19 protein-coding genes and 2 pseudogenes are annotated in these 17,959 nt (G+C 69.8%); 15 read left to right on the top strand and 6 right to left on the bottom strand.

Annotated elements, in window-relative coordinates; all coding sequences use genetic code 11:
• The first annotated feature begins 123 nt into the window (after window positions 1-123).
• The 12 genes from NMK44_RS42130 (at window position 124) to NMK44_RS25400 (ending at window position 10,980) form a co-directional block, all read left to right on the top strand.
• Window positions 124-249 (top strand): hypothetical protein, encoded by a 126-nt coding sequence (locus NMK44_RS42130; protein ID WP_302888615.1) that lies wholly within the window; start codon window positions 124-126, stop codon window positions 247-249.
• Window positions 250-523: 274 nt separating this feature from the next.
• Window positions 524-1,306: a SagB/ThcOx family dehydrogenase gene (locus NMK44_RS25450; protein WP_254747030.1), complete on the top strand. Its 783-nt coding sequence runs from the start codon at window positions 524-526 to the stop codon at window positions 1,304-1,306.
• Between the two features lie 9 nt (window positions 1,307-1,315).
• Window positions 1,316-2,404: a hypothetical protein gene (locus NMK44_RS25445; RefSeq protein WP_254747028.1), complete on the top strand. Its 1,089-nt coding sequence runs from the start codon at window positions 1,316-1,318 to the stop codon at window positions 2,402-2,404.
• On the top strand, window positions 2,401-3,765 hold the full coding sequence (locus NMK44_RS25440) for a YcaO-like family protein (protein ID WP_254747027.1): 1,365 nt from the start codon (window positions 2,401-2,403) through the stop codon (window positions 3,763-3,765). Before NMK44_RS25445 ends, NMK44_RS25440 begins: the two co-directional genes overlap by 4 nt.
• Window positions 3,740-4,417 (top strand): CPBP family intramembrane glutamic endopeptidase, encoded by a 678-nt coding sequence (locus NMK44_RS25435; protein ID WP_254747025.1) that lies wholly within the window; start codon window positions 3,740-3,742, stop codon window positions 4,415-4,417. Before NMK44_RS25440 ends, NMK44_RS25435 begins: the two co-directional genes overlap by 26 nt.
• A complete protein-coding gene (locus NMK44_RS42455; RefSeq protein ID WP_254747023.1) occupies window positions 4,414-5,175 on the top strand; it encodes a CPBP family glutamic-type intramembrane protease in 762 nt (253 codons plus the stop codon). The genes NMK44_RS25435 and NMK44_RS42455 overlap by 4 nt, the downstream gene beginning before the upstream one ends.
• Complete coding sequence (locus NMK44_RS42450; protein ID WP_254747021.1) at window positions 5,172-6,227, top strand: ABC transporter ATP-binding protein; 1,056 nt, start codon at window positions 5,172-5,174, stop codon at window positions 6,225-6,227. The genes NMK44_RS42455 and NMK44_RS42450 overlap by 4 nt, the downstream gene beginning before the upstream one ends.
• Window positions 6,228-6,230: 3 nt before the next feature.
• A complete protein-coding gene (locus NMK44_RS25420) occupies window positions 6,231-6,980 on the top strand; it encodes an ABC transporter permease (RefSeq protein ID WP_302888613.1) in 750 nt (249 codons plus the stop codon).
• A 3-nt stretch (window positions 6,981-6,983) separates the two neighbouring features.
• Window positions 6,984-7,778, top strand: a complete 795-nt coding sequence (locus NMK44_RS25415; protein ID WP_254747017.1) for a class I SAM-dependent methyltransferase — start codon at window positions 6,984-6,986, stop codon at window positions 7,776-7,778.
• A gap of 296 nt (window positions 7,779-8,074) precedes the next feature.
• Window positions 8,075-9,325 carry an Ig-like domain-containing protein gene (locus NMK44_RS42120; RefSeq protein ID WP_302888623.1) on the top strand — a complete coding sequence of 417 codons (1,251 nt, stop codon included), beginning with the start codon at window positions 8,075-8,077 and terminating at the stop codon, window positions 9,323-9,325.
• Window positions 9,326-9,588: 263 nt separating this feature from the next.
• Window positions 9,589-9,846: a hypothetical protein gene (locus NMK44_RS25405; RefSeq protein WP_254747014.1), complete on the top strand. Its 258-nt coding sequence runs from the start codon at window positions 9,589-9,591 to the stop codon at window positions 9,844-9,846.
• A gap of 228 nt (window positions 9,847-10,074) precedes the next feature.
• Complete coding sequence (locus NMK44_RS25400) at window positions 10,075-10,980, top strand: universal stress protein (protein WP_254747012.1); 906 nt, start codon at window positions 10,075-10,077, stop codon at window positions 10,978-10,980.
• Window positions 10,981-11,045: 65 nt separating this feature from the next.
• Here the strand turns inward: NMK44_RS25400 and ppk2 are convergent, their stop codons facing one another.
• From ppk2 to NMK44_RS25380, 4 genes are all read right to left on the bottom strand, one after another.
• Entirely contained in the window at window positions 11,046-11,924 is an 879-nt protein-coding gene (gene ppk2, locus NMK44_RS25395) for a polyphosphate kinase 2 (RefSeq protein ID WP_254747010.1), read from the bottom strand.
• Window positions 11,925-11,957: 33 nt separating this feature from the next.
• Window positions 11,958-12,827: a universal stress protein gene (locus NMK44_RS25390; RefSeq protein ID WP_254747008.1), complete on the bottom strand. Its 870-nt coding sequence runs from the start codon at window positions 12,825-12,827 to the stop codon at window positions 11,958-11,960.
• Window positions 12,787-13,200: a universal stress protein gene (locus NMK44_RS25385; protein ID WP_254747006.1), complete on the bottom strand. Its 414-nt coding sequence runs from the start codon at window positions 13,198-13,200 to the stop codon at window positions 12,787-12,789. Before NMK44_RS25385 ends, NMK44_RS25390 begins: the two co-directional genes overlap by 41 nt.
• A gap of 110 nt (window positions 13,201-13,310) precedes the next feature.
• A complete protein-coding gene (locus NMK44_RS25380) occupies window positions 13,311-13,982 on the bottom strand; it encodes a CBS domain-containing protein (RefSeq protein ID WP_254747271.1) in 672 nt (223 codons plus the stop codon).
• A gap of 222 nt (window positions 13,983-14,204) precedes the next feature.
• Between NMK44_RS25380 and NMK44_RS25375 the strand changes: the two are divergent.
• Together NMK44_RS25375 and NMK44_RS25370 are read left to right on the top strand one after the other, a co-directional pair.
• Window positions 14,205-14,366: pseudogene (locus NMK44_RS25375) on the top strand (DUF1918 domain-containing protein); the annotation flags it as partial.
• Between the two features lie 57 nt (window positions 14,367-14,423).
• On the top strand, window positions 14,424-15,425 hold the full coding sequence (locus NMK44_RS25370; protein ID WP_254747269.1) for an Acg family FMN-binding oxidoreductase: 1,002 nt from the start codon (window positions 14,424-14,426) through the stop codon (window positions 15,423-15,425).
• A 41-nt stretch (window positions 15,426-15,466) separates the two neighbouring features.
• On the opposite strand, the gene NMK44_RS25365 is transcribed toward NMK44_RS25370, so the two are convergent.
• Both NMK44_RS25365 and NMK44_RS25360 read right to left on the bottom strand, forming a co-directional pair.
• A complete protein-coding gene (locus NMK44_RS25365; protein WP_254747004.1) occupies window positions 15,467-16,093 on the bottom strand; it encodes a cysteine peptidase family C39 domain-containing protein in 627 nt (208 codons plus the stop codon).
• A gap of 95 nt (window positions 16,094-16,188) precedes the next feature.
• A pseudogene (locus NMK44_RS25360) lies at window positions 16,189-16,456 on the bottom strand (hypothetical protein).
• A gap of 493 nt (window positions 16,457-16,949) precedes the next feature.
• On the opposite strand from NMK44_RS25360, the gene NMK44_RS25355 reads away from it, so the two are divergent.
• A complete protein-coding gene (locus tag NMK44_RS25355; RefSeq protein WP_254747002.1) occupies window positions 16,950-17,291 on the top strand; it encodes a GYD domain-containing protein in 342 nt (113 codons plus the stop codon).
• The last annotated feature ends 668 nt before the right edge of the window (window positions 17,292-17,959 follow it).

Genomic DNA, 17,959 nt, shown 5'->3' with positions numbered 1-17,959 from the left:
CAGGAACAGGACTAGGGAATTTCCTCCTTCCCGCCTGTTCCCGGCATGTACCCAGACTGCTAATCTCCGAACCGGTCAGTAATAGGGCATCACTCTTCCCCATCCGAACGGAGGTGAAGCAACATGCTGAGTTTCTCCAGCCAGGTCGGCAGCACCGCCACCGGTGGCGCGTTCGTCCAGGTCGCTCCCGGCGCCAGCACCACATGCGGCGGCGGCAACTGCTCCTGCACGTCCTGCTGTAGCTGGTAGGCAAACCGTCGGGCGGGGCAGCCTGGCGGTTCCGCCCGACTCATCCGCGGGACACACGTCACCGCATATCAATCTCGATACCACTCCTTGAGTGAAGGGCCCGAGGATGTCACTCAAAGACTCCCAAGAAGCCGTCTCCGAATACCTGGATCAACAAAGCCATTTAGCGACGACGGGAGCATTCGGGCAGCAGCACACCTCGGTCTCCGTTTACAGCGGGAGCACGGTGGTGCGAGCGCCGGAGGCAGTGGTGCGGGGCCGGTGGAGCCCGGCCATGGAGGGGTTCGTCGGTGAGGAGCTCCTGCTCAACCACCGCCGGAGCGGCCGTGACCTGGGCATGCAGCTCGGTGTCTCGCGCTACTACGCCCATGATGCCGTGCTCTCCAGCGCGCACAGCGATCTGCGGGAGCGGGAGGACCGCGCCCTCGCGCTTCCGGGACCTCGCCGGCTGAAGGGCGGACTCACCTCGGTCGTGGAAGGCCGGCGCAGTGGCCGGCAGTTCTCGGGGCGGTCGGCGTCGCTCGACGAGCTGGCCACCGTGCTCTGGCACGGACAGGGCGTCACGGGCAGCCTGCCGGTCCCGACCGCCCAGGACGCCGATGCCGCGGTGTCGCTGCGCACCGTGCCGTCCGGCGGCGGCCTCTACCCGGTCCGGCTCGTGGTCCTCGCACAGCACGTCAAGGGGCTGGAACCGGGGGCGTACGAGTACCAGCCGCAGAGCCACACCCTGTACCCCGTGCACCGGACCCCCGCCCCGGTCGACCTGTCCGCGCAGCTGTGGACGGCGGACGTGGAGCTGGACAAGGTGGCCTTCGCGCTCGTGTACGTCTACGACCTCTACGTCAATTCGCAGAAATACGGCGACAGCGGGGTCGTCTTCGCCCTGATCGAAGTCGGCGGGATCTCCCAGAACATCCATCTGGCCCGCACCGCGCTCGGCCTGATCGCCTGCGACCAGGGCGGATACAACAAGCAGAGCCTCGAGAAGACGCTGGGGTTCGACGGTACGTCACGCCATGTCGTCCATTTCACGCTCATGGGACACGGAGAGGTCTGAGAACCCGCAATGACCGTTGCAGCTTCCGAGCCGGGAATCGTCCTGGCAACTTCCGTGCGGCTTCTGGCCGTCGAGCCGGGCGTCATCCGACTCCGCTGGGGGATATGGAACTTCTCCGAGGTGACCGTCGATCTGCGCGCGGAATCCCCGGGGGTCCGTGCCGCCATGACCGCGCTCTTCGACACGCTGGCCGCGGGCGAAACGGCCGACGGGACCTTCGACGGCGTCACAGGGCTCTCCCCCGTCGAGCGCGCGAACCTGAAGCTGGCGGTGACCGAGCTGCGGCAGGCCGGCTTCCTCGCCTACGACCGCCCCTCCGAACACGGCGCCGAGATGGCGCGGGCGCTGCTCGGGAACCTGGATCTCTTCGGTGCCGCCGAGTCGTCCAGGGCCACGGTGGCCTTCGTGGCCGACTCCCCCAGTGCCACCGCCTATGTGTCCCGTCAGGCCGAATCCCTCGGCAATCCGGTGGAGCTGCTGCCCGCCGAGTTCCTGGCCGAGCTGGGCGATGCCGATCTCACCTCCGGGATGGGGGGCCTGGCGGCGGCGGACACGCTCAAACGGCTGAGCGGGTACGTCGAGCACTGCGACTCGCTGATCGTCTCCATCAGCCAGGCCTCGATCCTGACACTGCGCAATCTCAACCGCCTCGCCTGTCATCTTGAGAAGCCGGTACTGGTGGGGCTGATCGACGGCCCGTTCGCCACGGTGGTCGGGGCCGAGAGCCCGCGCACCGGCTGTCTGGAGTGCTTCGAGCAGCGCTCACTCGCCCGTCTGGAAGACCACATCGGCTACCACGCGTTCGTCGGGGCCAACGTGCCCAAGGCGAACAGCGGGCCGAGCGGAGTCGAGTGGCTGCTGTGCGCGTTCCTTGTCAACGAGGCCGTCCTGTTGCGCTCGCTGGGCACCTCCCGCTTCCTCGGCCGTGCGCTGAGCATCTACCTGCCGACGTACGAGATGCAGGCTCAGGACGTCCTGCGCATCGGCACCTGCCCGGCCTGCGGACATGTCTCGCGGGACATCGTCGAAGAGATCAACTTCAGTAGCCGGGTCGTCATCGACCGCCATGTCCGCAACGCGCTCGGGGGAACGCGATGAGCCCCATCACGACCCGCGGCTACCCGGGGATGACCACCGCGCTCGACCGGTACGCGCGGATCGGTGGCAACCAGGGCGGGATCCTTCCCGGCATGCTGGTCTCCCCCGCCGCGGTCGCGGGCGAGCCCAACCTGCGGTCGGCGACCGCGGCGATGCCCCAGTACCACCGGCTGGCGCTGCAGGACCCCCATATGCAGATGCAGTACCACCTCGCCGGCTACGGGTCGACCAACGAGGAGGCGGTGACCCGGCTGACCGGCGAGTCGGTCGAGCGGTACGCCGCAATGATGGCGATGCCGCTCTTCCAGCACCGCATCGAGTACGCCTCCTACCGTTCGCTCTCCTCGCGCCACCGCTGTATGCCCTTGGAACTGCTCGGCATCTTCGAACCGGCGCAACAGGAGCGCATCGCGGGCATGATGCACCGCTACTCGCCCGAGCTACCGAAGGAGGATGATGTCATCGCGTGGATCGCCTGCCCGTCGCTCACCCGGCCGGGCGAGGAGGTCTATCTGCCCGCGCAGCTGGTCTTCCTGGGCTTCCGCAGCAACGCCGAGTACGGGGACAAGCTGTTCACCCCGTCCTTCTCCACCGGCACGGCCGCGCATGTCTCACTGGACAAGGCGCTGCTCAGCGCGCTGATCGAGGCCGTGCAGATCGACGCGTTCATCCTCAACTGGTACACGGACGCGAAGGCCCCCGTCATCGAGCCCGACGCGGACGGGCGCGAGCTGCTCGCGGCCGCCGGACTGGAGCCGGACGGGCCGTACGAGGTCCGGGCCACGTACCTGACCAGGCCCGAGCTGTCGCTGCCCAATGTGGGCGTCACCCTGGTACGGCGCGACCGGGAGCTGCCGTACATCGCGTTCGGGCTGCAGGCCGATCCGGATCCGCGCCAGGCACTGCTGCGCGGCGCGGCCGAGGCGACGGCCATCCTCGCCATCGGTATGTTCAGCACCGTCTTCGACCTCCCCCATGTGCACTTCGCACAGAAGAGCTCCGCGTTCACGGACCTCGACTCCAACGTGCTGTACTTCGCCGCCCCGCACGACGCCGAGCGCAAACTCGCCGCCGTCGAGAGCCGTACGGCCGGACACATGGACCTCGGCTCGGTGAACCCCTACGCCCCCGACGACGAGTCCGCCATCCGCACACTGCTGACCGAGCTCTCCGCGATCAGCGAATGGGCGGGCTACCTGGACATCACCCCGCCGGCGCTGGCGGACACCCCGTGGAAGGTGGTCCGGGTGCTCATCCCGGAGCTGCTCAGCATGTGCCTTCCCGGCTTCCCCGCGAGCGGCCATCCCCGGATGCGCAGCTACGGGGGTGTGACGCATGTGGTCCCCCACCCGCTCCCTTGAGGGACTGGTGCTGGTGGCGACGGTGGCGCCCGCCGAACTGGTCCGCATCACGGGATCGTTCCGCACCGGCCCGGACCATGCCCGGAACCGCGAGCGGACCGCGACGGTCGGCGTTCCCCTGGCGTACCTGGTCGTCACCGGGCTGGCGGTCGCCGTCGTGGCGTCCGGGCACCTCATACCCGATCGCCTCGGCGCATGGCGTACCGGTCCGCTCTGGCTCCTGATCGCGCTCGGGGCCGGGGTCGTCCTGGTCGGGGCCGAGTTCGCGCTCGGGGCCGTGCCGAAGCTGTTGCGCGGGGAGCGGAGCCTGCGCCTCTCCGTCCGGGGAGGCGCTCCCGCGGGACCCGGCTATCTGGCGTCGATCCTGCTCACCGCGGTGGCCGAGGAACTGCTCTACCGGGGGCTGTGGATCGGCGCTCTCGAAGAATGGCTGGGCCTGCCCGCCTGGGCGGCGATCTGCTGCGCGGCGGTCGGCTACGCGCTCGGACACCTCTTCTTCGGCGGCCTCATCATGGTCCAGAAGGCACTGTCCGGTGCGGTGTTCGGGGTCCTGCTGGTGGCTTCGGGCAGTCTGCTCGTACCGGTGCTCAGCCACCTCGGGCAGAACCTGACGGTCCACGCCCTGGCGGCGCGTCAGGCGGTGGACCGGTGAACGCGGTCCCCTACGCATGCGTGTGCGTCGCGACGATCGGTGGCTGGCTGGCGCTCTACCGGCTGCCGTTCGGGGATCCGGCGCGCCGTCGGCGGGTGGGGCTGTGGCTCGCGGACCGGACGGGGCTGCGTCCGGACGCGGCCTTCGCGCTCTTCGGAACCGTGCTCTACCTGCTGCTGGGTGTCGTGGCACTGGCGCTGCTCATGACCTTCGCCGGACTCCCGGTCCAGCGGCTCGTCGGCCGGCCCTCGGCCGACGCGCTGCTCGCCCTGCTGCTCGCGGTGTGCGGGACATCGAGTCTGAACATCCTGTGCGTCTCGCTGCTGTACCGGGCGAACCCACGGGTGGACGTGCCGGGGGAGATCACCCGGGTGCAGTGGATCTCCTCGATCCTGGCCCTGCCCCGGCACCTGCACTGGGTGGTCCCCGCCGTGGCCGCGCTGGTCGAGGAGCTGGTGTTCCGGGGCGCTGTCCTGCTGGGGATCGGCGCGACCGGTGGCGGCTTCCTCTTCGCTGCGACCTTCAGCACCGTGCTGTTCGCGGTCGGCCAGGTCGTCCTGGTCTCCACCTGGGTCCAGGCCTATGTGCTGGGTATGTCCAGCCTCGTCCTCGGCACGACCGGCAGCCTGCTGACCGCCGCCACCGGGAGCGTCCTGCCCGCACTGGTCCTGCACATGTCCTTCGCCGGCTTCTACACCAACCTGAGCGCCACCTCCCGTGCGCGCGCCTCGTCAGCACCCAGGAGGCTGAGCCTGTGATACCGAAGAACTCCGATACGTCCGCGCCCCGGCCGGCGGCGGCCGCGGAGGACGGCCCGGTGGTGCGGGTCGAACACCTGAGCGTCGCCTACGGTTCCCTCGTCGCCGTTCGCGATGTGTCCTTCCAGGTGGGCCCCGGGGAGATCCTCGGTCTTGTCGGACCGAACGGCGCGGGCAAGACCTCGATCGCCGAGTCGGTCGGCGGCCTGCGCGGGCCCGTCCGCGACGGCTCGATCTCCGTCTGCGGCCTGGATCCGCACCGCGACCGGCAGACCGCCAGCCACCTCATCGGCATGCAGTTGCAGGAGTCGCAGTTCCCCAGCCGCGCCCGCGTCGGTGAACTGTGCGACCTCTATGAAGCGCTCTACTCCGCCCCGGGAGCCGCGGCACGGCTGCTGGACACGTTCGGCCTCACCGATCGACGGCGCAGCCTCATCGCCGAACTCTCCGGGGGTATGCGTCAACGCCTCGCGCTGGCGCTGGCGCAGGTCGGCGATGTGCGGCTGGTGATCCTCGACGAGCTGACCACCGGCCTCGACCCCGAACAGCGCCGCGGAACCTGGCGCGCCGTGCTCGATCTGGCCGCGCGCGGTGTCGCGGTGCTGCTCACCTCGCATTCGATGGAGGAGGTGGAGGCGTTGTGCGGCCGGGTCGGGGTGCTGCGCGGCGGCGAACTGGTCGCGCTGGACAGCCCGGCACGGCTGGCCTCGGCGCACGGCGGACCGGCCACCGTCTCGGTCGATGTCGACGCGGCTCCCGGCATCGAGCGACAGTTCGAGGAACTCGGGCTGACCCGGCTGACCTCCGGGACGGACCGGCGCGTCGCGTACGCGGCGAGCTTCCCCACGGACTACGACCGTGTCCTCCAGCGGCTGGTGGCGGCCGACCTGCCGCCCTCCGCGGTGAGCCACCGCGCGCCGACTTTCGAAGACGCCTACCTCAGGCTGGTCGGCATCGGCATCGGCACCGGCACCGACACCGCCGGCAACGACCTTGCCGGAACCGAGAAGGACTCCGGCACGAAGGACTCCAGCGAGAAGGGCGGCGACTGACACATGCAACTGCTCTGGCAGGTCGTCAGGTTCGAATCACGGCGCATGATGCGGAATTTCGCGCCGGTCTTCTTCGCACTCGCCTTTCCGGTGCTGATGCTGTGCATGTTCGGCGGTATCTACGGCAACGACCCCTCCAGCCGTCTCGACGGACGGGGCACGGTGGACATGTCGGTGCCCGCCTACCTGGTCCTGGTGATCGCGGTCACCGGGCTGATGAGCTTTCCGCTCGGGCTGGCCGAGTACCGGGACCGCAAGGTGCTCAAGCGCTTCCGCGCGACCCCCCTGGGCCCCTCGGCCCTGCTGATCGCCCAAGGGCTGGTGAACATCGCGCTCAGCCTGCTGGGCGCCGTACTGCTGGTCGCGACCGGCTGGCTCTTCTTCGATCTGCACATGCCGGACTCGGCGGGCGCGGCAGTGGCGACCGTCGGTTCACTGATTCTGGTGACGCTGGTGATGTACGCGATAGGCGGGGTCGTCGCGGCGGTCGCCCCCTCGGAACGCGCGGCGACGGCCGTGGCGAATCTGCTCTACTTCCCGATGATCTTCCTCTCCGGGGCGACCATTCCGCTCCAGATCTTCCCCTCCACGATGAAGGCGATCAGCGATGCCGTACCGGCCACCTACGCCGTGAAGCTCCTTCAGCACGCCTGGCTGGACAGCTCGACGAACGTCGCTCTCGACGTCGGCGTCCTGGCGGGTCTGCTGGCGCTCACCGCCGCGGCCGCCGTACGGCTCTTCCGCTGGGAGTAGCCCGTGTCCGCAGGCCACGTACCCGCCACCGCCTTCCTGACCGCCACCGGCCGGGCCCGGGCGACGGCCGATCCGGACAGCGCGCTCGACGATCCGTTCGCGGCCCGGTTCGCCGACCTCTGCCCCGCGACCATCCGCGGAGTCACCCGGCACACCGCCGGGACGTCGGTCGTGGTGGCGCGCACGATGCTCATCGACCGCATGCTGGCCGAGGTGTTCACACGCGAGGACGTGGACGTCTGCGTCAACCTGGGTGCGGGCTTCGACGCACGGCCCTACCGCATGGACTGGCCGAGCCACTGCCGGGTGATCGAGGTGGACTCCGCTCCGGTACTCGACCTCAAGGACCGGCTCCTGCCGTCGGCCGACGCGGAGGTCCCCGTCACGCGGCTGCGCGCCGACCTGCGCGACACCGACCGGCTCGCCGGTCTGCTGCTGCCCCGCACCACCGGGCGGCGCTGTGTGATCCTCGCGGAGGGACTGCTGACCTACCTCCCGGGGGACGCCGTGCGGGAACTCGCCACTTCCCTGGCGCGCCTGGGCACGGGCGCGAGCTGGATCTGCGATGTCCTCTCCACTTCCTCCGCCCGCAGTCTCACCCAGGCCTCGCGGGCCGCCGGGACACCGCTGGAGATGCACGGCCTCATCGACCTGTCCGTCTTCGACGCCGCGGGGTGGCAGTGTGAGCAGCTGGAACTGCTCCCCTCCGCACGGCTGACGACCACGGCGCCCACCGCGAGCCGGATGCTGCCCGACAGTGTGCTGCGGCTGCGCCACGGCGAGGACATCGCGCCCTGAGCTCCTCGCGGGAGGAGACGCACGGCCGGACCGCCGTTCGGGTCGGCTGACGGCGCGGCGTCGGGGCGGCCTTCTCAGCCGGTGGTGACGATGTGCAGCAGCGGGGCTGCTTGGGCCCCGCACCGTCGAGCTGTATCCCGGCGCCAGGCGGCGCCCCCCTGCAGGAGGCACGCCGAGAGCCAGGGGTGCGGCAGCAATGAGGAGAACTGCACATGATCACTTCACATGGCACTGTCACCACGCGTCCTGCCCTCCCGTCCCTTCGCGCCATGACGGCGGGAACACTCGTGACGGGAATGTCCCTGGCCCTCGTGCCGCTCCTGGCCGGTCCCGCCGCCGCCCAGAGCTGCGCCCAGACCGGCAACCAGGTGGTGTGCACCTTCGTTTACACCGGTGCGGCCGAGACGTTCATCGTCCCCAATGGAGTGACGCAACTGCACGCGGACGTCAGGGGAGCTTCCGGCGGCGCCGGAGCCAGCGATGTCAATCCCGGAGGCACCGGCGGCGCCGGTGCCGAGGTCACCGGGACCCTGACCGTCGCCCCCGGTCAGACACTGCAGGTCAACGTCGGCGGGGCGGGCGGTGACGCGGTGGAGACCACGCCCGGCACCGCAGGCTACAACGGCGGCGGCGGTGGCGGGACCTCGGACAGCAGCAGCGGTGGCGGCGCCGGAGGGGCCTCGGACATCCGCTCCGGAGCCTTCGACCTGCCCTCGCGGCTGATCACGGCCGGCGGTGGCGGCGGCGGAGGGGGTACCGAGGAGCTGCCCGGTGGTCCCGGCGGTGCTGGTGGCCAGTCAGGGGCGAACGGGACCGCCGGCACCGGCGCTGTCGACACCACCGGTGGCCAGGGCGGTGGCGGAGCGACTCCGACCACCCCGGGCGCGAGCGGGAACGGAGGCGTCGGCGTCCACTTCAACGGCGACAACGGCCAACCCGGTGCGCTCGGCACCGGCGGAACCGGCGGCGGCGCGTCGATCAGTGCCGGCGGCGGTGGGGGCGGCGGCGTGTACGGAGGTGGCGGTGGCGGCGGTGGCGCCACCACCGACGTGACGTTCTCAGGTGGCGGCGGCGGTGGGGGCGGGTCGAGCGCCGGACCGGCCGGAAGCACCTTCACCACCGGTGCGAACACCGGAAACGGTCGCGTCGCCCTCACCTACACCCTGCCTTCCCCGCCCTCCCCCGTCATCACACACCTCAAGTCCCACCCGAACCCCTCCAAGAAGGGACAACGGGTCCATGTGGCTGACCTCGTCTGCCCGGCCACCAACCAGCCAGGTCTCCCCCGGCCGACCGGCACCGTCCGTTTCACCGTCGATGGAAACCGCGTCGGTACAGGTGTTCTGAAGCCCGCCCGACGCAACTGCGGCATCGCCACCCGCACCCTCAAACACCTGACCATCGGTGCCCACACCATCACGGCGACCTACTCCGGCGATGCCAACTACTCCTCCAACATCGACAACCCCGAACGGCTCACCCACATCGTCAAGCGGTGCCGCCACCACGGGCACGCCCCGATCCACGGCAACCACGGCTGCGCATAACCGCGGACGTCCACGAACGGGCCGGCCGACAGCACAGGGAGCACGCCCGTGACTGATCGTTCCCACAGCCACCACGCATTCCTCGCCCCAGCCGCTTAGGACCGGCCGGGACACACCCACTTCCCACAACCGGCCCCGCGCCGCCAGAGATCGGCGGCGCGGCCGGCCCCAGCCCGAAGGCCCGGCGCCTCAGTGGCGTGTATGCGGCACCCTCGCCGCGCCACCGTCCGGGCCCCTCAGGAGGTCCGGTCGTCGGGCGCCTCATGGGCTTCCCGATAACACTGACCGGCATCGCCGCCGGCTTGCACGCCCTCGCTCTCCTACCTGCCGACGGCCCCACCGAGGCCGAGGTACGAGCCGCCGCGCAGTCCCACGGACTGGCCCTCGGCTACCTGTCGGAACGAAGTGAACTTCCCCCGATCCGCCAGGGGATCATCATCGGCTACGGCCGCCCCGCCGATCACGCCTACCCCACGGCCCTGGACGCCCTGACCGCGACCTTCGCCACCTGCTTCGCCTGAAGCAGACCGGGAGCTCGGTGCCCCTCGGGCACGAAGGAGCATGATTCGCCTGCTGAGCCGGACGGCCGGACGGACCGGCTCGGCGAAGGTGCTCCGTCATGGCTGCCGGGTGATACCCCCCGGCCGTGGACGGGGGTCCGACCGGCCCTGCTAACGAACCCGCTCTGCCCATCCCGCCGGCCACCGCGAGGATGCGACGCTGGTGAGGGAGAGTGGCCCGCAGCGAACATGCCGGCCACCGGAGAGGCGGTGGACACCATGTCGTTCCCGCTGGTCGTGGGGGTTGACGGGTCGGACGCCAGTCTGCAGGCCTTGGACTGGGCGGTGGACGAAGCCGCGCGACACGGGTTGCCACTGCGGCTGATCTACGCGTCTCGGTGGGAGCAGTACGAAGGGCTTCTGCCCGCCTTCGATGCGGGCCGCTCCTCGGGGGCGATCGTGGCGCAGAACATCGCCACCACCTGTGCCGAGCGTGCGGCGGCACGCAACCCGGATGTGAAGGTGTCCGCCGAAGTACTCGCCGAGGACACGGTGACAGCACTGCTGGCGGAGAGCCGGGAGGCGTTCGCCGTGGTCACCGGTTCCCGTGGCAGGGGTGAGCTCGCGGACGCCCTGCTCGGCTCGGTGAGCCTGGCCGTCGCCGGACGCGCCGCGTCCCCCGTGATCGTGGTACGCGGTGCGCACGGCAATCTGCGCGGGGAGTTCGGGCGCGTGATTCTCGCCGTCGGTGACGTCACCGAAGGGTCGGAGGCCATCGGCTTCGCCTTCCGTGAGGCCCGGGCGCGGGACGCCGCGCTGCACGCGGTACGCACCTGGTGCCGGCCGGCGCAGGCACACGGCGGACCGTTGCGCTCTCATGAGGCGAAGAGTCTGCTCTACGAGGAACAGGCCGCGACCGTGCTCGGCGAGGCCCTGGACGAGGCGGAGGGTCGGCACCCCGGGACCGTATGCCATCGCGAGGTGATCGAGGGGCCCGCGCACCGGGTGCTGGTGAAGCTGTCGGAGCGAGCCGATCTGCTGGTCCTCGGCGCTCTGCGCCGTTGCGATCGCTCCGGGATCCAACTCGGCCGGGTCAGCCACACCGTGCTGCACCGCGCCGCGTGCCCGGTGGCCATCGTGCCCCTGCGGGTGTGACGCGACCCGGTAGCCGGCCGGCGCCTCAGCGGTGAAGGCCGAGACACCGGCGGTCCGGGCGGCGGTCACGGGCGGCGGTCCTCCTCTCCTGTGTCCGTCCCGGAGGCCGCGGGGTCCGCGGACAGGAGCGAGGCGGTGTGGTCGGGTACGTAGGTCTGCAGATGCCTGGGAGGGCGTTGGTAGCCGGTGTGTGCCGGACGGGGAGGCAGGGTCAGGTCCGGAAGCCGGACCTCGCGGTACGGCACGGTCGACAGCAGATGAGCGATCATGTTCATCCGGGCCGCGCGTTTGTCGTCGGCGTCGACGACGTACCAGGGTGAGCCCGGCGTGTCGGTGTACGCGAACATCTCATCCTTGGCCTGCGAGTACGCCTCCCAGCGGGTGATCGATTCCAGGTCCATCCCGGAGATCTTCCAGCGCCGTGTGGGGTCGGAGATCCGTCGTCGGAACCGCTGGTCCTGGACGGCGTCACTCACCGAGAACCAGTACTTCCGCAGCAGGATCCCGTCCTCGATCAGCATGCGCTCGAAGACCGGGCACTGGCGGAGGAAGCGCTGGTACTCCTCGTCGGTGCAGAACCCCATCACGCGCTCCACACCGGCCCGGTTGTACCAACTGCGGTCGAAGAGCACGATCTCCCCCGCCGCGGGAAGCTGACCCACATAGCGCTGGAAGTACCACTGGGTGCGCTCGCGGTCGGTCGGCACCGGTAGCGCGACGGTCCGCACCACGCGCGGGTTGAGACGTGCGGTGACCCGTTTGATCGCACCGCCCTTCCCGGCCGCGTCGCGCCCTTCGAAGACCACCACGAGACGTCGGCGCTCGACCCGCACCCACTCCTGGAGTTTCACCAGCTCGATCTGGAGGCGGCGGAGTTCCCGCTCGTACCGGGCGCGGGGCACCCGTTCCGGCCCGCCGTCCTCCGGTGGTGCGCTGTCCTGCATGGGATCCTCCCTTCCAGGCCGCCCGGCCGGGCCTCATTCGTAGGGGACGACGGCCACCGGGCAGTCGGCGTGGTGGAGGAGGGCGTGGGCGACGTGGCCGATGCGTGGTCCCACGACGGGGCGGTGGGCGGGCCGGCCGACCACGACCAACGCGGCCCGCGAGGCCGCTGTCAGCAACACCTCCGCCGCGTGGCCGCGTTCGGCCTCCTCGGTCACGGGGACGTCGGGGTATTTCTCACGCCACAGAGCGACGGCCTCCACCAGCCGCTTCCTCTCCGCCGCCTCCCCATGCGATGTCTCCTCTGCCGGGCCCTCGGCCCGCGGCTTGTGGGGGATGACCGGCGGCGGTGCACAGGCCCGCACCGCACGCACCCCGGTGCCGTGTGCCTTCGCGGTGGCGAACGCGAACTCGATCGGTACGGCCGACCCCGGGGGGTCCTGGATACCGACGAGGATGTCGCCCTCGCCCGGCTCGGTCTGCACCGTGGCGTCCTTGTGCACCATGACCACGGGGTGATGGGAGAGCGTGAGCACCCGCAGGCCCACGGACCCGAGCAGGAAGCCGCCGACCGCGCCGCGGCGGTGCGCTCCCAGCACCACAAGCCCTGTGGAAGCGCTCTCGGCCACCAGGGCTTCCACGGGAGTGCGGGCAACGAGCTCGGTGGCCACCTCGACTTTCGGGTACCGGTCACGCACCTGCTGCTGTGCCCAGTCCAGCAGTTCCTGTGCCCAGAGCCTGCGGGCCTCCGGGGCCTGCGCGGTACGGGCGGTCTGCGGCGGCAGCATCCAGGCGTGGACCAGCCGCAGCGGGGCGCCCCGCCGAAGTGCTTCCTCCGCGGCCCAGTCGACGGCGGCCAGGCTCTCAGGCGATCCGTCCAGACCTGCGGTGATGGGTTGTGTCATGAGGATCTCCGTCATCGGCGCCGGTTCGGAGGCTCGCCACGGGGTCCGGGCCTCGCGAGCCGAGCACCGCCTCGCGGGAACTCGCGGCTGCGGCCAGCAGGGGCTTCCCGGGGGCCTCCGCAACCAGCTCGTCGACCATGGCCGGGTCGGGGTGGAGCCGGGCCGGCTCGGTGTGCGCATCGTGCACGATCTGCTCCGCCCAGTGGTTCTGGTCCTCCGCCGCCGGACTCTCGGGCGTGGACGGTGAGAGCAGGATCCGGACGTGTGTCAGCCGCAGGGCCGGATCGCGTCTTCCGGCCTCGTCAGCGGCGCAGCGGGCGGCGGCCATGCTCGCGGCCGAACCGTCCGGACCCACCGTGACGACGTGTTCCATGGCAGTGCCCCATCGTGTGGAACGTCCCCGGGAGCGTGAGTACCCCGAAACCGAACAACCATCCTGTATGTCCAGAACCAGCCTCACCCCCGGCTCCGCGCCGGCGGTGGCTACGCGGCGCCACTCGCACCGGTGTCATCGGTCCCGTAGGCGATGCGCTCGGTGACCGAGACCACCCCGTCCACGCTCCGGCACAGCCGCACGATGACCGGGATCAAGCTCCTGTCCTCCACCGATCCGTCCAGCGTCACCTCGCCCCGGCACACCTCGACCGATACGGCCGAGGGAGCCAGACGCAGGGTCCGTCGCAGCAGATCCCGCTCGATCTCGTCCTGGATCGCGTCGTCGCGGCGGAGGAAGACCCGCAGGAGGTCACCGCGGCTGACGATACCGAGGAGCTCATCGGTCTCGTCCACCACGGGAAGCCGCTTGATACACCGGTCCGACATCACTCGTGCCGCTTCGACGACCGACCACTCCGGACGCGCACACACCACGGGCGAAGACATCAGCTCCTCCGCCCGGGCGCCCCGCGCCTTCGCGCGTTCCCACGCCTCCAGGTGCGGGACCGGCAGACGGCCGGACGGGTCGGCCTCACCGGCGGACTTGCGCAGCAGATCGGCCTCGGACACCACTCCGACGGGGTGGCCGGCCCGGTCCACAACCGGCACCGCCGTGACGTCGTGCTCCGTGAGCAGCTCCACGAGCTCCTTGAACGGCAAGTCCCGGGGGGCCTTGACCACCGGACGTGTCATGAGTTCTCCGACCGTTCTGTGGTGCATCTGGCCCGTTCTGTGGTGCATCTGGCGGCTCCTCCCTCGGACCCACAGCAGCCTCCATCACCGAGCCTGCCAGCTCATCCCGGTGACCGGATGAGTCCTATGGCTCCCTCCCCGGTCCACTTGGCCCGCGAGGGGGCCGAGTGGCCCACGCACGGGGTCTCTACGCCCCAGGACATCACCCACCCGGGGTGACAGATTGGAAGAGGCAGGGAGGCGGGATCGATGCATGCGCAAGTCGGCGACCAACTGATTGTCGAAAGCCCCACCACAGGTGCCGCCAGACGAGACGGTGAGATCGTCGGGCTCCACCATGACGACGGGACACCTCCCTATGACGTGCGGTGGTCGGACTCCGAGCAGATCAGCCTCGTGTTCCCCGGTCCGGACGCACACATCCACCACATCGCGCGCGAACGGGAACCCGGGGCGAGGAGCGGATCCATGGGGAAGCGCGCGGCCACCGGTGCGCTCTCCGAGACGGTGATCATGGAGCTGGTGCGGGATGCCACGGCCGCTCCGTCGATGCACAACGCCCAGCCCTGGCGGTTCCGGTACTCACAGCGCCACCGTGTCTTCCGCCTCATGGCCGACCTCCGGGGCTCGCTGCCCCACAGCGACCCCGAGTTCCGGGCCCTGCACATCGGCTGCGGTGCCGCCCTGATGAATCTGCGGGTGGCGGTCGCACACGAAGGGTGGCAGGCGGTGACCCGGTTGCTGCCCGAGCCCGCCGACCCGATGGTGCTCGCCTCGGTGACGCTCACCGATCCGCTCGGGGACGACGACGACCCGGCGGGCCTGTACCCCGCGGTGCACACCCGGCACACCAGCCGCCACCCCTTCGCCGAGAAGGCGATACCCGATCCAGTGCGCCGGGCACTCGTCGACGCCGCGCGAAAGGAGCGGGTCTCACTGGACTTCCCCTCCGGCTGGCACCTCCAGTCGGTGCTGGAGCTGATCCTCGAGGCCGAGACGCGCAACCTCACCGACGCCGACTCCGCGATCGACCTCGCCCGCTTCACACACAGCGCGGACGACGCACGTCCAGCCACCGAAGGGGTCCCGGAGGACGCCTTCGGACCCCGCCGCCGGGCCGGCAGGGCCCCCGTGCGGGACTTCGCGGGCAGCAAGACGATCCCCGGCCGCGAGACCGCCGATTTCGAGACCTCACCCCAACTGGCCCTGCTGAGCACCTCGCGCGACCGACCCGAGGACTGGCTGCGGTCGGGCATGGCGTTGGAGCGCGTGCTGCTGTTGGCCACCCTCGAGGGACTGGCGACCTCGTTCGTCACCCAGGCCCTCGAATGGCACGAACTGCGCTGGCCGCTGCGCGACCCGACCTCGGGCATGGGTTACGTACAGATGGTGCTGCGGCTGGGCTACGGCCGCCCCGGCACACAGACTCCCCGGCGGCCCGTCGACGACGTGCTGGACATCGAGTCATAGCCGTCGGGAGTGATGGCACCGCCAGCTGTCTTGAGCCCGGCTCACCCGGCGCCGAGGATGATGCCGCGGCCGGCGTAGAAGCTGTCCAGCCGCGCCCAGGGCACCGGGGCATCCTGCTGTGATGTGTTCGGGAATCCGGACGGATTGTGGATCAACAGGTTGTCCTCGGTAGCGCGGACCGCAAGGACCAAGTGACCACCTGTGTGCGGAGGCTCGGTGTGGGGGTGGCGAATGGACGGGTGCACGGACAACATGGCGAGCCGGCCACGAGCCAGCACGGCGGGAATCTCCGCAGCAGGCAGGTTCGGACGAGCCTCGGCGAACAGGCCGAAGCGGTCACCGACCCAGTCGGCGAACGGAGCATAGATGAGCCCGCGCAGGCCATCGCCCTGTTTGACGTAGGCTCCGGCCGCCACGCACTCCGCCGCGATCTCCATCGGCGCAGGGGCGACATACCCGAAGTGTTCGAGAGCCATACGCAAGCAAGCGACGCCGCACAGCCGCCAGGACCACCACTCATACTCCTCAGGAGTGGAAGCTCCGTACTCGGCCCAGGCCGGATCCTCGCCGGCCTTCAACTTGCCGGTCACAATGTCTTCCACGAGTGGGGCGGAAGCCCACTGCGCGTAGTAGGGAACCGACTGCACACTGAAGGTCACATCGCCCATGATCATGGATCCTCACTCGTGGTTTACGAACACCCCGGAGCGCCGCCTATCGCCGATGGGGTGCTGGATGCGGCCGCCGCGTTCTGTGCCCGCGGTCAGTCCACCGAAAGCAGATGGTCCAGTTCATCCCTGATCGCTTCGCGCAGCGGGTCGTGCTGCGGGCCGAGGGCGAACCGCTCGTCGGTCCAATTGGTACGGGGATGGAGCCACACCGGCCTGCCCACCAAGTCGGCCGGTTCCCAATCGAATCGCGGCCATACGTGCGCATGCAAGAATCCGTCCCGCGTTCAACCGCCGCAGCACAGCGGGGTTTTCACCGCGTAGGGCGGATCCGATCCGATCCGAGCGCCAGTCATCAGCCATCGCCAGAACCCTTCGCGCGTCGCGTATGTGCGCCGCGCTCCTTTCTGCTGCGGACTTCTCACTGGAATGGGTGTCCTTCTGTGCTCAATAACTGGGTGATCCGGCCCACCAGCCTGCCATTCGCTCTCCACCATTGCCTCCTCACCCGGCTGCCGCAGCGTGCGGTGGCCGGACACCTTGATCAGGTGCCGCCACCTGCGTCCGCCTTCGGTGACAGGACTCCCCCGTGGAGCAGGCAGGAGCCACCCCGGCACGGCCCTGGTGGTATCCCTCTCAGGCTCAGGAACACCTGCACCCTGACTTCAGGCTCAAACAGGTACCGGAGGCGGCGGTCTCGACCGCACCACCGTCGCGCGTGAATGCCGTGGGGCCCGGACGGCGGTCCGGGCCCCACGTGGGCCAGTCGGCGGGCCAGCTACGCCACCTGGGGCATTGGTTCACGGTGCTCGCAGCAACACCCCTCTCACGCGGTATGGAAAAGGTGCCGGCTGCGATGAGTGAGTGGGAGATGTACATGCCGAAGTACCTGGTGATGGCCAGTTACAGCGTTGAGGGCACCAAGGGGGTGCTCGCCGATGGAGGTACGGGACGCAGGGAGGCCATCAAGCGGGAGCTCCAGTCCTGCGGGGGAACGCTGGAGTGGATGTACTTCGCCTTTGGAGAACACGATCTGTACGTCGTCGTCGACATGCCCGACAACGTGTCGATGGCCGCCACCTCCATCGCGGCACGGGCAAGCGGCGCTGTGCACTCCAAGGCTGTTCCGTTGCTCAGCCCCGAAGATCTCGATGCCGCGACGAAGAAGCAGGTCGACTACAGGCCTCCCGGCGCCTGAACCGGAGGCTCCGCGATCTCGCAGCCCGGGGGCCGAGCACTGCCAGACTCGCGACTCCGGTGACTCGTCGATCCGTAGGACGTTGTTCCGGCCACTCTCACCGGGGGCCCGGCGGTGCAAGCTGTCCGCCCACCCGACGGTGCGGCCGCCGACATCGCGTACGGCCGCCATCGCAGAACCCGCACTGACCTGCGAATGATCGGCGATGGCTGCCGCCACTGGATCCCCCCTGTCTCCCCATCTGCCACCCGCCCGCTCCCGGAAAGTGAGCAACTCTCAAAAATGATGAAGTCATCAGCACAGATGACACATCATTCTCTTGAGGCTATCGTCATCTGTGAGGCAGACGGTTACGAGTGCTCAGCGCCCGCGTGACCACAGGACGACATCACCTCAGGAGTGAGCAATGACGCGAGCCCGACCGGTCGACGACGTACCTCAGGGTCTGACCCCATCGCGCCACTCCCATGGGCCGATACACAGGGCCTCCTCCCGGCGGCGCGGCTCGTCCGCCACATCGTCGAGCCCGGGCAGTGCCCGGATATGCCCACGGACGAACCCACACCGCGTCGCCACACACGGGACCGACCTCGGCCGCGTGGACCAGTCCGCCACCCGCTCCCGGCATGACGAAACCGAAGGTTCGGCCTTCCCGCTCCATTCCGTAC

Origin of the sequence: Streptomyces cucumeris, assembly GCF_024295805.1 — a bacterium.
Lineage (GTDB): Bacteria > Actinomycetota > Actinomycetes > Streptomycetales > Streptomycetaceae > Streptomyces > Streptomyces cucumeris.
The sequence above is the reverse complement of the archived record's forward strand: the minus strand, read 5'-3'. Positions and strand labels throughout refer to the sequence as shown.

What these genes read in the sequence shown, in the direction of transcription:
- NMK44_RS42130 (WP_302888615.1), top strand. Translation starts at nt 124, where the DNA reads ATGCTGAGTTTCTCCAGCCAGGTCGGCAGCACCGCCACCGGTGGCGCG.
- NMK44_RS25450 (WP_254747030.1), top strand. Translation starts at nt 524, where the DNA reads ATGGAGGGGTTCGTCGGTGAGGAGCTCCTGCTCAACCACCGCCGGAGC.
- NMK44_RS25445 (WP_254747028.1), top strand. Translation starts at nt 1,316, where the DNA reads ATGACCGTTGCAGCTTCCGAGCCGGGAATCGTCCTGGCAACTTCCGTG.
- NMK44_RS25440 (WP_254747027.1), top strand. Translation starts at nt 2,401, where the DNA reads ATGAGCCCCATCACGACCCGCGGCTACCCGGGGATGACCACCGCGCTC.
- NMK44_RS25435 (WP_254747025.1), top strand. Translation starts at nt 3,740, where the DNA reads ATGTGGTCCCCCACCCGCTCCCTTGAGGGACTGGTGCTGGTGGCGACG.
- NMK44_RS25420 (WP_302888613.1), top strand. Translation starts at nt 6,231, where the DNA reads ATGCAACTGCTCTGGCAGGTCGTCAGGTTCGAATCACGGCGCATGATG.
- NMK44_RS42120 (WP_302888623.1), top strand. Translation starts at nt 8,075, where the DNA reads ATGTCCCTGGCCCTCGTGCCGCTCCTGGCCGGTCCCGCCGCCGCCCAG.
- NMK44_RS25405 (WP_254747014.1), top strand. Translation starts at nt 9,589, where the DNA reads ATGGGCTTCCCGATAACACTGACCGGCATCGCCGCCGGCTTGCACGCC.
- NMK44_RS25400 (WP_254747012.1), top strand. Translation starts at nt 10,075, where the DNA reads ATGCCGGCCACCGGAGAGGCGGTGGACACCATGTCGTTCCCGCTGGTC.
- ppk2 (WP_254747010.1), bottom strand. Translation starts at nt 11,924, where the DNA reads ATGCAGGACAGCGCACCACCGGAGGACGGCGGGCCGGAACGGGTGCCC.
- NMK44_RS25390 (WP_254747008.1), bottom strand. Translation starts at nt 12,827, where the DNA reads ATGACACAACCCATCACCGCAGGTCTGGACGGATCGCCTGAGAGCCTG.
- NMK44_RS25385 (WP_254747006.1), bottom strand. Translation starts at nt 13,200, where the DNA reads ATGGAACACGTCGTCACGGTGGGTCCGGACGGTTCGGCCGCGAGCATG.
- NMK44_RS25380 (WP_254747271.1), bottom strand. Translation starts at nt 13,982, where the DNA reads ATGCACCACAGAACGGTCGGAGAACTCATGACACGTCCGGTGGTCAAG.
- NMK44_RS25370 (WP_254747269.1), top strand. Translation starts at nt 14,424, where the DNA reads ATGGGGAAGCGCGCGGCCACCGGTGCGCTCTCCGAGACGGTGATCATG.
- NMK44_RS25365 (WP_254747004.1), bottom strand. Translation starts at nt 16,093, where the DNA reads ATGGGCGATGTGACCTTCAGTGTGCAGTCGGTTCCCTACTACGCGCAG.
- NMK44_RS25355 (WP_254747002.1), top strand. Translation starts at nt 16,950, where the DNA reads ATGAGTGAGTGGGAGATGTACATGCCGAAGTACCTGGTGATGGCCAGT.